16 protein-coding genes are annotated in these 14,346 nt (G+C 67.9%); 8 read left to right on the top strand and 8 right to left on the bottom strand.

Annotation, left to right across the window (positions count from 1 at the left end):
- Positions 1–38: 38 nt before the first annotated feature.
- The 3 genes from ACZ3HV_RS19150 to ACZ3HV_RS19140 all read right to left on the bottom strand — a co-directional run bounded on the left by ACZ3HV_RS19150 (position 39) and on the right by ACZ3HV_RS19140 (position 2,747).
- Positions 39–1,100, bottom strand: coding sequence for an amidohydrolase family protein (locus ACZ3HV_RS19150; protein WP_465686046.1), 1,062 nt, complete (start codon positions 1,098–1,100; stop codon positions 39–41).
- 23 nt (positions 1,101–1,123) lie between these two features.
- Positions 1,124–2,200 (bottom strand): FAD-dependent oxidoreductase, encoded by a 1,077-nt coding sequence (locus ACZ3HV_RS19145; protein ID WP_465686044.1) that lies wholly within the window; start codon positions 2,198–2,200, stop codon positions 1,124–1,126.
- Between the two features lie 169 nt (positions 2,201–2,369).
- The gene (locus ACZ3HV_RS19140; RefSeq protein WP_465686042.1) at positions 2,370–2,747 is read right to left on the bottom strand and encodes a DoxX family protein; all 378 of its coding nucleotides are present in this window, start codon (positions 2,745–2,747) and stop codon (positions 2,370–2,372) included.
- Between the two features lie 86 nt (positions 2,748–2,833).
- On the opposite strand from ACZ3HV_RS19140, the gene ACZ3HV_RS19135 reads away from it, so the two are divergent.
- The 7 genes from ACZ3HV_RS19135 (at position 2,834) to ACZ3HV_RS19105 (ending at position 10,099) form a co-directional block, all read left to right on the top strand.
- Complete coding sequence (locus ACZ3HV_RS19135; RefSeq protein WP_360358984.1) at positions 2,834–3,304, top strand: MarR family winged helix-turn-helix transcriptional regulator; 471 nt, start codon at positions 2,834–2,836, stop codon at positions 3,302–3,304.
- A 15-nt stretch (positions 3,305–3,319) separates the two neighbouring features.
- Positions 3,320–4,420, top strand: a complete 1,101-nt coding sequence (gene dapC, locus ACZ3HV_RS19130) for a succinyldiaminopimelate transaminase (RefSeq protein WP_465686325.1) — start codon at positions 3,320–3,322, stop codon at positions 4,418–4,420.
- A gap of 83 nt (positions 4,421–4,503) precedes the next feature.
- On the top strand, positions 4,504–5,859 hold the full coding sequence (locus tag ACZ3HV_RS19125; RefSeq protein ID WP_465686040.1) for a M15 family metallopeptidase: 1,356 nt from the start codon (positions 4,504–4,506) through the stop codon (positions 5,857–5,859).
- Between the two features lie 122 nt (positions 5,860–5,981).
- A complete protein-coding gene (locus ACZ3HV_RS19120; RefSeq protein WP_465686038.1) occupies positions 5,982–6,632 on the top strand; it encodes a hypothetical protein in 651 nt (216 codons plus the stop codon).
- Between the two features lie 115 nt (positions 6,633–6,747).
- Positions 6,748–7,902, top strand: a complete 1,155-nt coding sequence (locus ACZ3HV_RS19115; RefSeq protein WP_465686036.1) for an amino acid deaminase/aldolase — start codon at positions 6,748–6,750, stop codon at positions 7,900–7,902.
- A gap of 49 nt (positions 7,903–7,951) precedes the next feature.
- Positions 7,952–9,250, top strand: coding sequence for a D-arabinono-1,4-lactone oxidase (locus ACZ3HV_RS19110; protein WP_465686034.1), 1,299 nt, complete (start codon positions 7,952–7,954; stop codon positions 9,248–9,250).
- A 126-nt stretch (positions 9,251–9,376) separates the two neighbouring features.
- Positions 9,377–10,099, top strand: a complete 723-nt coding sequence (locus tag ACZ3HV_RS19105) for a PIG-L deacetylase family protein (RefSeq protein ID WP_465686032.1) — start codon at positions 9,377–9,379, stop codon at positions 10,097–10,099.
- A gap of 169 nt (positions 10,100–10,268) precedes the next feature.
- Here the strand turns inward: ACZ3HV_RS19105 and ACZ3HV_RS19100 are convergent, their stop codons facing one another.
- The 5 genes from ACZ3HV_RS19100 to ACZ3HV_RS19080 form a co-directional block, all read right to left on the bottom strand.
- Complete coding sequence (locus ACZ3HV_RS19100) at positions 10,269–10,676, bottom strand: hypothetical protein (protein ID WP_465686030.1); 408 nt, start codon at positions 10,674–10,676, stop codon at positions 10,269–10,271.
- Between the two features lie 197 nt (positions 10,677–10,873).
- Positions 10,874–11,806 (bottom strand): alpha/beta fold hydrolase, encoded by a 933-nt coding sequence (locus tag ACZ3HV_RS19095; protein ID WP_465686028.1) that lies wholly within the window; start codon positions 11,804–11,806, stop codon positions 10,874–10,876.
- A 100-nt stretch (positions 11,807–11,906) separates the two neighbouring features.
- A complete protein-coding gene (locus tag ACZ3HV_RS19090) occupies positions 11,907–12,443 on the bottom strand; it encodes a DUF6817 domain-containing protein (RefSeq protein WP_465686026.1) in 537 nt (178 codons plus the stop codon).
- Between the two features lie 244 nt (positions 12,444–12,687).
- The gene (locus ACZ3HV_RS19085) at positions 12,688–13,125 is read right to left on the bottom strand and encodes a DUF6319 family protein (protein ID WP_465686024.1); all 438 of its coding nucleotides are present in this window, start codon (positions 13,123–13,125) and stop codon (positions 12,688–12,690) included.
- Positions 13,126–13,259: 134 nt separating this feature from the next.
- A complete protein-coding gene (locus ACZ3HV_RS19080) occupies positions 13,260–13,883 on the bottom strand; it encodes a TetR/AcrR family transcriptional regulator (RefSeq protein WP_465686022.1) in 624 nt (207 codons plus the stop codon).
- Between the two features lie 74 nt (positions 13,884–13,957).
- Here ACZ3HV_RS19080 and ACZ3HV_RS19075 point away from each other — a divergent pair, with 74 nt between their 5' ends.
- Positions 13,958–14,344: a nuclear transport factor 2 family protein gene (locus tag ACZ3HV_RS19075; RefSeq protein ID WP_465686020.1), complete on the top strand. Its 387-nt coding sequence runs from the start codon at positions 13,958–13,960 to the stop codon at positions 14,342–14,344.
- Positions 14,345–14,346 lie beyond the last annotated feature (2 nt).

Raw genomic sequence — 14,346 nt, 5'->3', positions numbered from 1 at the left:
TCATCTGTCTCGTTGCCCGCAGCACACACTCGTCACTGTCACTCGATCCCGTACAGCCGCTGGGCGTTGTGGCGGCCCCATAGCGTCGCGACTCGATGGGCATCGGTGGCGGACCAGTCGCCCTGCTCGACGAACCCACCGAGGACAGTGTCGACGGCCCGCCGCCACAACAGGGCGCCGAGGTAGTGCAGCTCGGCCGGACCGGCGGCGTCGGAGGAGTAGAGCAGCTTCGCGAACGGCGCTAGTTCCAGCCCCTCCGCGATCACGGCGGACGCGCGTGCTCCGACGTACATGGTGGTGAGGCCGAGGTCGAAGCTCACGTGGGGGAAGGCATGCGCGAGGTATCCGGCTTCGCGGTGGAACGGGTAGCAATGCAGCAACACGACCTGTGTGCCGAGTGGCTCCACCAGTCGCAGCCATTCTGTCAACAGGAGCGGGTCGGCGGTCCGTAGGTTCAGATCCGGGTCGCCGAAGCCCACGTGCAGTTGCAACGGGAGACCGCGTCGCGCTCCCAGCCAGAGCAGCCAGCGCAGCAGCACTGGGTCGGTCACGCGGTCGGCACCCGCGGAGTACCAACGGTCCAGCGCGGCCTGGACCTCTGCGGCGCTCGGCTCGGTCGGATCGAAGTCGAACCCGTGCCGGTAGGCCACGATGCTCTTCAAGCCCACCGCGTCGGCAGTCCGAGTCTCGAGCCGCCGTACCAACGCATCTGGTACGCCGGACGCCGTGGACTCGTGGGCGGCGACGTACTCGAGTTCCGTCTCGAGGCGGACGATCTCATGGGTGCGTGCCCCGCTCACCTTCGCCAATCCGTCCATGTCACCCAGGTATCCGGTGTCGACGAGATAGTCGCTGACACCTGCCGCCCTGAGGAAGACGCCCTCGTCCTGCTGGGCCCGAGCAGCCAGGTAGTCGTCGGCCGACGCATGTGGCTCCAGTCCGAGCAGGGGAGCGCAGTACCGGCGGATGGCCAGGCCCAGCTGAGAGTCGAACGTCGACATCCAGGGCGGGACCGGGCGGTCGGACTCGGTGATCAGTTGCTCGAAGCCCGCACGGTCGAAGGGGCCCTGGGCCACCCCGTGCACGTGGTGGTCGATCAACGCTAGACCGTCGGTGAACAACGCTAGACCCCCGCGTGGCTCGCGAGGCGGAACCGTGCCGGGACAGTGCCCTCGCCGAGAACCAGGTCCCGGACGAAAGCGCCGACCAGCGGTACGAACTTGAAGCCCTGGCCGCAGAAGCCGACCGCGACCGTGATCGGGCCGGCCCGGTCGATGACAAAGTTGTCCGACGGTGTGTTGTCGTACAGGCAGCTGATCGCCGTCGAATTCCCGGTGTCCAGGCCGGGGAACCACTCCTCGACGTACTGGAGCAGCTTGGCGTCCCGCTCCGGCTCTACCGCGAAGTCACGCATGTCCGGGTCGACCACCGGACCAGTTGCGTGAAGTCCGACCTTTACACCGGACCCGGGCTCGAACAACCCGTAGCTGCCAGGACCCGAGTGCACGAAGCTCGGCCAGTCCAGCTCGTCCGACACCGGCGCGAAGAACCGTGGCTGTTCCTGCGTCACCGTGAACTCCGGCAACGGCACCAGTCCGGTCAGCAACTTGGGAGCCCACGACCCAGCCGTCACCACCACGTGCCGCGCCCGCACCGCACCACCCGGTACGTCGAGCTCCACCAGGTCGTCGTGGACCCGCACCGCTCGCACCGGCGACTGCACCCGGAACTCCGCACCCAGCCGGGTTGCCACGGACTGGAGTGCTCTGACAGTGCGATCGGCGTACAGGCGTCCCGAGTTCGGCTGATAGAGCACCGGCGTCTCGAACCGGAAGCCTGGCCAGCGCTCCGTCGCTGCTTCCGGGGTCAGCACCTCACCGGTTGCCGCGTGCAACGACCGGAAGGCCTCGACCATCGCGTCATCCGCGCCATGGTCGATACCACCGGTGACTTCGAAGAGCGTCTGACCGGAGTCCTCCTCCAGCTCGCGCCACAGCGGCCTGGCCTGCTCGGTCAGCCGCGCCACCTCCGCATGGTCCGCGGACGGCCGGAACAGCCGCGTGCCGCCGTGCGACCCACCACGGTCGTGCCCGAGCGTGTACTGCTCCAGTACGACGACCTCACGCCCGGCCGCCGCCAGAGCACGCGCCGCCGCCGACCCCATCGCCCCGGCCCCCACCACCGCCACGTCGTACGTCATCCCTCACCCCTTTGCACGGTCGTGTGCGGCAATCGTCCCTCCGGTCGCCCTCGGTCCGGTTCTGACGCATCTTCACCTTCGCGGTGGCCTGCTCTGCGTGCAGGGTGAACGCTGCCGCTTACTCCCGGCAGAGTAGGACGCTATGACGGAGCAGGACGTGGCAGGTGGCTCAGAAGCTGTTGGGGCCGAAACGGAGGATGGCCACCAGCGCGGCCAGGATCAGTACGACAGCGTTGATCACGATCGGCTGCGGCTCCTTGCGGCGGCCGTGCGTGATGATCGCGCCGATCATGATCACGCCGAGCCCGGTCGCGGCGAGCGGGACCACGATCGGGGCGATGTCGAGGGCGCCGGGCAGGATCAGGCCGAGCGCACCGAGCACCTCGGCGGTGCCGATCAGCTTGATGGTGCCGGCGGAGAAGTCCTCGACCCACTGCATGTTCGGATTCGCCAGCAGCTTGCGCCGGCTCTGGGTCAGCTTGGTCGCGCCGGCGGCCAGGAAGAAGGCGGCCAGAACTCCGGCGACGATCCACAGAAAGATGTTCATGTCTCACTCTCGGTCATCAGTTGATGCGTCAACCCAAAGGTAGCTCGGGTGACTTGAAGCGTCAACTAAGTCGGTATGCTGGTCTCGTGGAGGGTGAACCGCGGTGGTTGGAGCAGGACGAGCTGGCGACCTGGATGTCGCTGGCCGCGTTGATGTTCAAGCTGCCCGGAGTCCTGGACTACCAGCTGCAGCGGGACTCCGGCCTGACCCACTTCGAGTACCTGGTGCTCGCCGGGTTGTCGGAGTCACCTGACCGGTCCCGCCGGATGAGCGACCTGGCCGGCTTCGCGAACGGGTCGCTGTCGCGGCTCTCGCATGTGGTCAAGCGGCTCGAGAAGCGCGGTTTCGTCGAGCGCCGGCCGGCCGAGGACGACGGCCGGATCACGGTCGCCACCATGACCGACGCCGGCTACGAGATCCTGGTTGCCGCGGCCCCAGGGCACGTCGCGACGGTCCGCGAGTACGTGATCGACACGCTCACGCCGGATCAGCTCGCCCAGCTCAAGGTGATCGCCGACCAGATCCTAGACAAGGTCGATCCCGGAAAGCCGTGCTGACACAATGGCGCAGTGATCTTCGAGACCTCCAGCCGGTTGCCTGATTTCCCGTGGGACAAGCTCGCCCCGTACAAGCAGAAGGCGGCCGAGCATCCCGACGGCATCGTCGACCTGTCCATCGGCAGTCCGGTGGACCCGGTGCCGGACCTGGTGCAGAAGGCCCTGGCCGACGCGGCCGACGCCCCGGCGTACCCGACCACCATCGGTACGGCGTCCGCCCGGCAGGCAGCCGTGGACTGGATGGCCCGGCGTCTCGATGTCACCGGAGTGGACCCGCAGACCGGCGTACTGCCCGTGATCGGTACCAAAGAGCTGATCATGCTGCTGCCGACGCTGCTGGGCATCGGAGCGGGCGACACTGTCCTCATCCCGGATCTGGCCTACCCGACGTACGAGGCGGGCGCTGCACTGGCCCGTGCCACCAGCGTGCCTGTTGCGGACGTGGCGACGTACGACGGTCCGGTCCGGGTCGCGTACTTGAACTCCCCGCGCAATCCATCCGGTGAGATCACCTCGGCCGACGACCTGCGGCGTGCCGTCGAGTGGGCGCGGGCGAACGACGTACTGCTGGTCAGTGACGAGTGCTACGCCGAGTTCGGCTGGGACGCGCAGCCGGTGTCGGTGCTGCATCCGGAGGTGTGCGGTGGCAGCTTCGACAACCTGCTCGCGGTGCACTCGCTGTCCAAGCGCTCCAACCTGGCCGGCTACCGCGGTGGCTTCGTGGCCGGTGACACGTCGGTCGTGGCTGAGCTGCTCGCCGTACGCAAGCACGCTGGACTGATGGTGCCGTCCCCGATCCAGGCCGCAATGGCGGTCGCTTTCGCGGACGACGCGCATGTGGAGGAGCAGCGTGCGCGGTATCTGCGTCGGCGGGCGGTCCTCCGCGACGCGCTCACCGACGCCGGCTGGGAGATCACCCTCTCCAACGGCGGGCTCTACCTGTGGGCCTCACATCCGTCGTACGACGCCTATGGCTCGGTCGGGGCACTTGCGGATCTGGGCATTCTCGTTGCACCGGGCGCCTTTTACGGCGCGGCGGGGGAGCGGCACGTGCGGGTGGCGCTGACCGGGACGGACGAGCGCATCGATGCCGCGGTGAAAAGATTGCAGAAATAACAGAACTTCCGCGTTGGGTGTGACGTCTTCTTGTGTGACTGCCTCTTATGTGGGTAGGTGGGTGAACCCAAGGAGGGGGAGGCATGCGGAAGACGTTGCGTTCTATGGGAGTGGTTGGCGTCCTGCTGTTGGGGGTGCTGCCGGCTGGTGCTGCCCAGGCGGTCGACGACCCGTCGGTGACACCGCCGACCGTTGGTGTCGCGCCGTCCGGGACGCCTGACGTGGATGAGCCGACTCCTCCTCCGGCAGCCGAGACGCCAACTCCTCCAGCGGCTGAGGAGCCCACGCCGACTCCCACGCCGGCGGCGGCGTGGTCGATCACGCTGGATCAACCGGCCGCGTCCTGGGAGGACAAGCCGACGATCTTCACCGGGAAGATCAGCCAGCCGATCACCGGTTCGTACATCACGCTGTGGCAGCGCGTCCCGGGTGCCTGGGTGTTGCGCGCGTCCACGCGGACCACGGCCGGTGGGGTATACAAGTTCAGCTTTACCTGGCCGTACACCGGTACGTTTGCGTTCCGGACCATGATCGGGGTCAAGGACACCACCGCTCTGGCGATCTCGGCGTACCGGAGCGTGCCGATCCAGGACCGCAAGATCGTGATCAACACTCCGGCCGCGTGGTACGCGACGCTGACCGGAGCGTCGGTGACCGGCCGGATGACGCCGGCTGAGCCCGGCAAGGAGCTCGGGCTGCAGGAGTACCTCGGCAGCGGCAAGTGGCGAACGCTGAGCATCGCGAAGATGGATGCGGCCGGCAACTTCCGGCTCCGCGTCCCGGACGACGTACCGTCCACCCGGACCGTGCGCGTACTGACCCGCTACGTCAGCCAGCCCGCGATGGAGTACTCCGGCCTGGCCAAGATCGTGGTCAAGGCCGCACTGAACCCCAAGGTGTACGCCGTCTCGGCCGCCATGGTGCCGAACACGTACCGGGCCGGCTGCCCGGTCAAGCCGTCGTCGCTGCGACTGCTGCAGCTGAACTACTGGGGCTTCGACGGCAAGGTGCACCGCGGTGAGCTGGTCCTGCGGGACGCCGCTGTGGCGAAGATGATCACGGTCTGGACGGCGACGTTCAACTCGAAGTTCCCGATCCGGCAGATGGTGCGGGTGGACAGGTTCGGCGGCAGCGACGTCAGGTCGATGGCGGCCGACAACACCTCGGCCTTCAACTGCCGCCGGGTCACCGGTGATCCGTACTCGCTCTCGCCGCACTCCTACGGCTGGGCGATCGACATCAACACCGTGGAGAACCCCTACCTGGCCGCGAACGGTGTCTGGTACCCGTCGAACGGGCTTGCCTACCGCAACCGGTCGGTGTCGCGTCCGGGCATGCTCTTCGCGAGCAGCATCGCCACGAAGTATCTGATTGCCCAGGGCTACTTCTGGGGCGCGCGCTGGGCCAAGCCCGACTACCAGCACTTCGAGCCGAAGTGAAAACCCTGGTAGCCGCTGTGGGGCTGTCAGTGCTGCTGGCGGGCTGCAGCTCTGAGGCGGCTTCGGGGCCTCAGGCTGCAGCCCCCACGGCGACTCCGATTCCCAGCACGATCGGTGGCACGGTGCCGGTGCCGACCAACACGTTGAGCACCGCGAAGCCCACCGATGCCGCCGTCCCACCTGAGCTACCGGAGGAAGCGACCGCGCCACCTCCCGCCACAGCCGGTCCGCTGAGTGCACGCAACCTGCCGGCGCCCGACAAGCTCGGCGCCGGCTGGAAGACGTACGCCGATCCGGGCGGCGCGGAGGCGGGTTTCCTGGGCAACAACACCTGGACCCGCCGCCGCGAACCACACCAGGCCGCCTTCGAAGCCCTCCCCTCCGGCTGCTCCGGCCAGCCGGTCACCGGCTCGCTCCCGGTCCCGCAGTACGCCCTGGCCGGCAGCTACCGCACCCCCGACGCCCTCCCCGCCAGTGCGCTGTTGCTGCGCTTCGCGGACAGCGCCAAGGCGACCGCCTACTTCTCCGGCTACCAAGACCGCATGAAGTCCTGCGGCACTGGCGGCGACCTCGCCGTCAAACAACTCTGGTCCGACGACTCTGCGGCGACGGCCATCCGCACCTACGCCGGAGCCGAGTCCTACGTAGACATCTCAGTCCTCCAAAACACCACCGTCGCCCTCCTGGCCACCACCTCGACCGACCCCGAATCCCAGACCCCCTGGTCCCACACCACCGTCCAAACCCTCCAAACCACCATCGATTCGCCGTAGTCCCCGGCCTCGGCTGACCTCGTCCCCTCACCTCCGGGCGCCGCAGGCGCTGTGCCCTCCCAACACCTCAAGAAGTTGTATTACCTTTCAGTATTGTTTGTCCTACACTCCGGTTATGGGTGACTTCGACCGGTATGCCCGCCTGACCGCGGACCTCGACGCGCCGTACGCCGTCGTCGACCTCGCCGCGTTCCGCCGCAACGCCGACGATCTGGTCCGCCGCGCCGCCGGCACACCGATCCGGATCGCCTCCAAATCGGTCCGCTGCCGCGCTCTCATCGCCGCCGCCCTCGAGCGCCCCGGGTTCCACGGCGTGATGAGCTACGCCCTCCCCGAAGCCCTCTGGCTCGCCCGCAACGGCATCGACGACATCCTCCTCGGCTACCCGACCACCCACCGCACAGCGCTCCGCACCCTCTCCAACGACCCCGAGGCGGCCGCGAAGATCACCCTGATGATCGACTCACCCGAGCACCTGGCCTTCATCAAGTCCGTCGCCACCGGCAGCGCCCGCATTCAGGTCTGCCTCGACGTGGACGCGTCGCTGCGAGTCCTCGGCCAGCATCTGGGCGTACGCCGCTCTCCGCTGCGGACCCCCGCCGACGTCGCCGCACTCGCCCGTACGGTCACCGCGGACGACGCCTTCGAGCTGACCGGCGTGATGTTCTACGAGGCGCAGATCGCGGGCCTGCCCGACACCTCACCGGCCGTCCGCTGGGTCAAGCGCCGCTCCGCAGCCGAGCTCGCCGACCGCCGCGGCGCAGTCGTCGATGCGGTCAAGCAGTTCGCACCGGTCCGGCTCGTCAACAGCGGCGGCACCGGCAGCCTCGAGATCAGCAGCGCCGACCCCGTCGTCACCGAAGTCACTGCCGGCTCCGGCTTCTACGGACCGACCCTGTTCGACAAGTACGATGTCTTCCAGCCGGAGCACGCGGTCGCCTACGCGCTGGACGTCGTACGGCGTCCTGCCCCGCGGATCGCCACGCTGTTCGGCGGCGGCTACGTCGCCTCCGGCCCGGCCAAGAAATCGCGGTTGCCCTTGCCTGCTTGGCCGTCCGGCTTGAAGCTGTTGGGCACAGAAGGTGCCGGAGAAGTGCAGACTCCGGTCCTTGGAAGTTCCGCCGATGGGCTGCATCTTGGTGACAGGGTTTGGATGCGCTATGCAAAGGCGGGCGAAATGCTGGAGCGATTCGATGTCGTGCACGCGATCGACGGCGACGAGCTGACCGAGCTCACGACGTACCGCGGCGAGGGGAAGAACTTCGGATGAGCACCAGGCCGGATGACCTCGTCTCCGACCGAGGTGACGGGAGGATGGGATGAGCACCTGGCGGAACTGGGCCGGCACCGAGTCGGCGACCGGTGTGGAGCTCCTTCGCCCGACCTCGACCGACGAGCTCGCGGCAGTGGTGAAGGCCGCGGCCGAGCAAGGCAAGAGGCTCAAAGCGGTCGGCGCCGGGCACTCGTTCACCGGCTGCTCGGTGCCCGAGCAGGTGATGATCCGGATGGACGGATTGTCCTCGATCATCCATGCGGACAAGGATTCCGGCCTTGTGACCGTCGGCGCGGGCACCGGTCTGCGCAAGCTCAACGCCGGCCTCGCCGCCTTCGACCTCGCAATGGCGAACCTCGGTGACATCGACAAACAGACCATCTCCGGCGCGATCTCCACCGGCACCCACGGCACCGGTGCGCGCCTCGGTGGTCTCGCCACGCAAGTCGTCGCGCTCGACCTTGTCACCGCGGACGGCTCGATCCTGCACTGCTCGGCAGAAGAGAATCCGGACATCTTCGCCGCGGCCCGCGTCTCCGTCGGCGCGCTCGGCGTGATCAGCGCGCTCACTCTGCAGTGCGTTCCGGCATACCTCCTGCGTGCCCAAGAGATGCCGCTCCCGCTGGGCGACGTCCTGAACGGATTCGATGAACTTGCCGATGGCAACGATCACTTCGAGTTCTACTGGTTCCCGCACACCGACATCGCGCTGACGAAGCGCAACAACCGCGTCGCGACCGGCGTCGGCGCGTCTCCGGTCAGCCGGATCCGCGGCTGGGTCGACGACGAACTCCTGTCCAACAAGGTCTTCGAGCTGACCAACCGGCTCGCGGTCCGGCGTCCCGGCCTGGTCCCGCGGATCAACCAGCTCGCGTCCCGTGCCCTGTCAGCCCGCGAGTACGTCGACGCGTCGTACAAGGTGTTCTGTTCCGAGCGCAACGTGGTCTTCCGCGAGTCGGAGTACGCCGTACCGCGGGAGCACGTGGTCGACGTCATCCGCCGCCTCCGGGATTGGATCGACAGCTCGGGCTCACGCATCCCGTTCCCGATCGAGGTCCGGGTCGCCGCGCCGGACGACATCTGGCTCTCGACCGCGTACGGCCGCGACACCGCGTACATCGCCATCCACCAGTACCATCGCCTGCCCCACGACCCGTACTTCCCCGCCTTCGAGCGCATTGTCGCCGACTACAACGGCCGACCGCACTGGGGCAAACTCCACACGCTCACCGCTGCGGACCTCCGCACCCGCTACCCCCGCTTCGACGACTACCTGGCCGTCCGAGACCGCCTGGACCCGCAACGCACCTTCGAGAACCCCTACACCCGACAAGTCTTCGGCTAAGGCGTTCGAGAACCCGCACACCCGGCAGTTGACCTCTTAGAGAACCTCCACGCTCGGCACATCTTCGGCTGACCCCTTTGGGCAAAGATGTTTCCGGGCTGCCGTGGTGCGGGCTAGCCTGCGGACATGAATGCTGTGGAGGGGCTCGAACCGGTGATCGAAGACTGGCAGAAGGCGCTGGCGGTGGTCGCCCACCCGGATGACCTGGAGTTCGGGTCGGCGGCGGCGATCGCGCGATGGACCAGGCAGGGCAAGGACATCGTGTACTGCCTGCTCACCTCCGGCGAGGCGGGCATCGACGGTGTCGCACCGGATGAGTGCGGCCCGTTGCGGGAAGCCGAGCAGATCGAATCCGCGCGGATCGTCGGCGTCTCATCGGTCGAGTTCCTCGGCCAGCCGGACGGCACCATCGAGTACGGCGTTGCGCTCCGCCGCGCCATCACCGAGGTGATCCGCAGGCACCAGCCGGAGATCGTCATCACCAACAACTTCCGCGACACCTGGGACGGCGACGTACTCCTCAACCAGGCCGACCACATCAACACCGGCCGCGCCACCCTGGACGCCGTCCGCGACGCTGCCAACCGCTGGATCTTCCCCGAGGCCGGCGAGCGCTGGGGCGGCGTACGCCAGGTCTGGGCCTGCGGCTCACCCGGGTCCCGCCACGCCGCCGACACCACCGAGACCTTCGCCACCGGCATCGAGTCCCTGAAAGCCCACAAGGCCTACATCGACGGCCTCAACTGGCCCCACTTCGACCCCGAAGAATTCCTCGAAGGCGTCGCCCGCCCCGCCGGCACCCGACTAGGCACCAAATACGCCACCCGCTTCGAAGTCTTCACCCCCTAACCCCAACCCCACAGGTGAGTGGGGCTCCCGGTCGCGGGGAGGTGAATGTTGCTCCCACCCCATGGACGAGTGCGCGTGTCGGGGGATGTTTCCCTCCGCCCCGCAGCCGGGTGGGGGTGTGTCGTGGCGGAGGTGAGTGTTGTCTCCACCCCCCGGCCGAATTGGGGTGTCAGTCGTGGGGGAGGTCGAGGGCTGCGTTCAGGTGTGGGGGTGTGGGGTTGGGGCGGCGCGGTTCGCGGTCGCCTGCGGTGCCGGGTGGGTCCTGCCGGGTGTGCCAGGAGCGGATGAGTGTGCGTCCCTTGCGGGACAAGCGGTGGAGGTCGATCTGCTGCACCTGCGAGGCCGGGAAGCCGAGCTGAGCAAGGCTCCGGTTCGCCATGCCACACGCCTCGTCGTGCTTGCGCGCCGCCATCTTGTGCTGCAGCACAATCGCGACACTTCCATCGGGCAGAGCCTCAACCCGCTGGAACCGCATGCCCTTGTCCAGGGCACACGACCTCAAGGCGAGCTCGAGATAGTCGGAGTCAGACAGGCGTCGATCAGTCTTCGCGCGAGCAACCACTTCATATCGGCCCATACCCCGATCATCCGTCGCCCCGCCTTCGTTTTCCAGAAACCCGAGGTCCCGGCCGCACTGGGGTGTGGAGTCCGGCGTGGCTACCCTCCGCGAGGGCAACTTCCCGATGGCGCTCGTGCGGCCCGGCTCGTGCGGCCCGGCTCGTGGGGATGTCGTGGTGCGGGTCAGGACCCCGAGCGTCTGGACCGCCCCGGCGACTAGGCGGGCGTGAGGGTGTTGATGGCGGCGGCTACCTCCGCGGGGTTGGAGATGGGGGTCAGGTGGTTGGCGTGGGGGATGAGGGTGGGCGCGGGGGCGCCGATGCGGGTGGCGGTTTCGGTCGGGTTGCCGCCGTTGGTGTCGAGGGCGCCGAAGACGACTGACTTGGGAATCGGGAGGTCGCGGAGGTGGGCGAGGCGATCGGGGGAGACCGCAGGGATGCCATCGGCGGTCATTTGCCAGATCGCCTTCTCCGCGCCGGGTTGGCGGAAGGGACGGGTCCACTGGTCGACTTCCGGCGCGGGGCAGTCCGGGGCGCACGTGTCGTTGTAGATCTTGCGGATCAGCCGGTCTGAGCCGAGGACGAGGCGAAGGATCGTCGTGCGGTACGGCGGAACGACCACCCGTCGTACTCCGGAGTCACCACCGGGCAGCGGCAGACCGTCGCCGTCGAGGAACATGATTCCGCCGATGCGCGCCGGAGCCTCGAGCGTGGCCTCGGCGGCGATGCCGGCGCCCAGGGAATGGCCGACCAGGATCGGGCGCGGCTGCCCGGGACCGCCGAGGTGCATCGCGTCGAGGAACTCCAGGAGTTGGCCGGCAAGGCGTTCCACGGTGTACGGCGCTTTGCGCTCGCTGTACCCGTATCCGGTGATGTCGTAGGCGTAGACCCGGTGATTGGTCGCCAGCAGGGGTACGAGCCGGGACCAGGCGTCGACTGATTCGACTGCGCCGTGGATGAGCACCACCGGTGTGCCCGTCGTACCCCAGGTGTCGTAGCGGGTTTTGATGTCACCGGTCTGTACGAACTTGAGCCCGGGTGGGGGTGTGGCGGTTCCGTTTGTGAAGGCGTTGTAGCCGAGTGATGCTGCCGTGACGATCAGCCAGAAACCGAGGATGGCCAGCAACGCCCGGCGCAGGAACCGTTTCACGCCCCAAGTCTGACCGCCGCCCCCAGCCCGATCTGTGAGGTGCGGCGGTGTCGGCGCGCGCGGCGTCCGCGAGTACGCCGAGGTCGGCGGTGCGGCGACCTTACAGCTGGAGGGTGCGTTGGGATTCGGTGAGCACGGCTGGGGAGGCGAGGGATTGCCAGCGAGGGATTTGTTCTTGGAGGAACAGGCGGAGCTTGGGGGCCAGGGCGGGGGCGTGGTCCAGGACGTCGAGTTCGTTGACGATCGTGAGGTCGACGAAGTCGCGGAGATCGGCGGTGCTGAGCTCCTCGGACGTACCGGTGAAGCGGTCGGTGACCGTGTGGTGTTCAGCGAGGTCGCGCCAGGTGGTCTCGCGTTCGCAGGAGCCGTAGCGGTAGACGATCAGCTCCGCCTCGGTGCCGATGACGGATTCCAGCATCGGGCGCTCGGTCTGCCAGTCGAACAGGTGGGTCGGGAAACCGTCGGTTCCGTACGCCGCGTGCGCGAGGCCGGCCAGGGCGAGCGTGTCGGAGGCGCCGAGGGAGGTGAGGCGCTTGGCGACGCGGTGGAGGTGGACGTACAGACTCCCGCCCGCGTGCTCGAGCTCATCCGCGCCGCGTACCAGCAGCAGCGATCCCATGTCCTGGAAAGTACTCATCTGACCCCTTCGGTTCGGAGCGGTCAGGGCCCGGTGGGATCGGCCCAGAAAAACACGGTAAGGCTTAGGTCATCGCCACGCCCAGCAATCCGGCGCGGCGGGTTCATCACATTTCCACCGGTACGTCACCGTGGTAATAGCCGGCGGGTTATGTCTGGGGTGTGGGGTTGAGGTGGGGCCACGCACCCCGGGGCGTGGCGAGACGCTCGGCCGGGGTGCGTGTGGTTTGGGGCTCCGCAGGGGGTTAGTCCTCGAGGTCGGCGAGGGCTTTGCGGGCTGCCTCCAGCTCGGCTTCGAGGGCGGCGACCTTGGCGGCTTGCTGCTCGCGGGCGGCTTCAATGACCTCGTCGATGGGGGTGGAGAGGTCCTCGTGGAGTTCCTTCGCGGCGCGGGAGACGGCGGCGGCTGCGACGGCCAGGCCGCGGGCCAGGTAAGTGGTGCCCTGCTTGAGCTCGGCGTGCCATTCGCCGTCGGCGGTGCCGGTGACGGTGAGGGTCAGCTCCAGGGTCTTGGTCTTCTTGGCGGCCGCCTTCTTGGCGGGAGCCTTCTTGGGCTTGTCCTCGACGGGAGCGTCCGGTGCCGGCGTGCTCTCGGGGGTTGCGCTGTCGACAGATGGGACCAAGGCGTCGGGAGTGTCGGCGTCGGTCGACGGCGCTTCTGCTGCCAGAGTGTCTACAGTCATCGTTGCGGCGATCTCCTTCGGAACATCGCCCGCCGTGAGCGGGCTGGCGCTGAGAGTTTATTAGAACACACGTTCGACTCCCAGCCAAACCGCCCCGCGATCGCCCCGCGATCGCCAGCCGAACCGCCCAGCGCTCAGTGGCCCTTCACGCCGAGCAGCTTCACCAGGAATCGGTCGATCTGATCCTGCAGCGGCGGAAGATCGGCCTCCGGCTCGTTGATCCGGATCGACACCGCGCCGTGCACGGCCGCCCGCAGATCGAAAGCGACCGCGGCGGCGTCGTCGGCCGGCGCGAGGCCGGCGTCCATGCAGCGCTGCACGGCGGCGACTGCACGCGTGGCCAGCTCCTCCTTGAAGGCCAGGTGCATCCGTCGATTGAGCGTGCTCTCGTGCAGCACCTTGTAGAGCCCGGCGTACTCCCGGACCCATGTGCCGAGGAACAGCAGCCGCGCCCGTAGCTGCTCCACCGGATCGTCGCCACCGCTCGCCTCGGCCTGGTCGAGGTTGCGGATCAGGTCCGCGGTGCACTGCTCGAGCGCGGCGAACACGAGCTCGTCGCGGTCGGCGAAGTGGATGTAGACCGAGGTCGCCGCGATCCCGACCTCGCGGGCGACGGCGCGCAGCGAGAGGGCCTCGTCGTCGCCCAGCTCGTTCAGCATCCGCAGTGCGGCGTCGATGATGTCGCGCCGTAGCAGCTCCCCCTGGCCCCGGCGATTCCGGTTGCGGGTCGGCGAAGCGGTCGGCGTGGTCGCGTCCATGAAGTCGATTGTATTGCAACGAGCGTTGCCCTACAGTCGTAGCACTACAGCTGTTCACTTAGGGAAACGGACCCATGACCACCACCCTCGAACGCAACAAGCAGACCGTTCTCGACTTCTACGAGGTCGGTCTCAATCAGAAGGACTTCCCGGCCGCCGCAGCTCTCCTCGGCGACCGCTACCGACAGCACAACCCACGGATCGCGGACGGGATCGACGGCTTCGAGGCGTTCCTCGGGACGCTGCGCCAGGACTTTCCCGAGCTCCGCGCCGAGGTCAAGCGGATCTTCGCCGACGGCGAGTACGTGGTCGCCCACGTGTACGGCGTCCGCGTCCCGGGCCAACCGGGTACGGCGATCGTCGACATCTTCCGCCTCGACACTGACGGGAAGATCGTCGAGCACTGGGACGTCATGCAGCCGATTCCCGACGAGTCCGCCAACTCGAACGGGATGTTCTAGCC

It is taken from the genome of Kribbella sp. NPDC020701, from assembly GCF_055562215.1.
The sequence above is the reverse complement of the archived record's forward strand: the minus strand, read 5'-3'. Positions and strand labels throughout refer to the sequence as shown.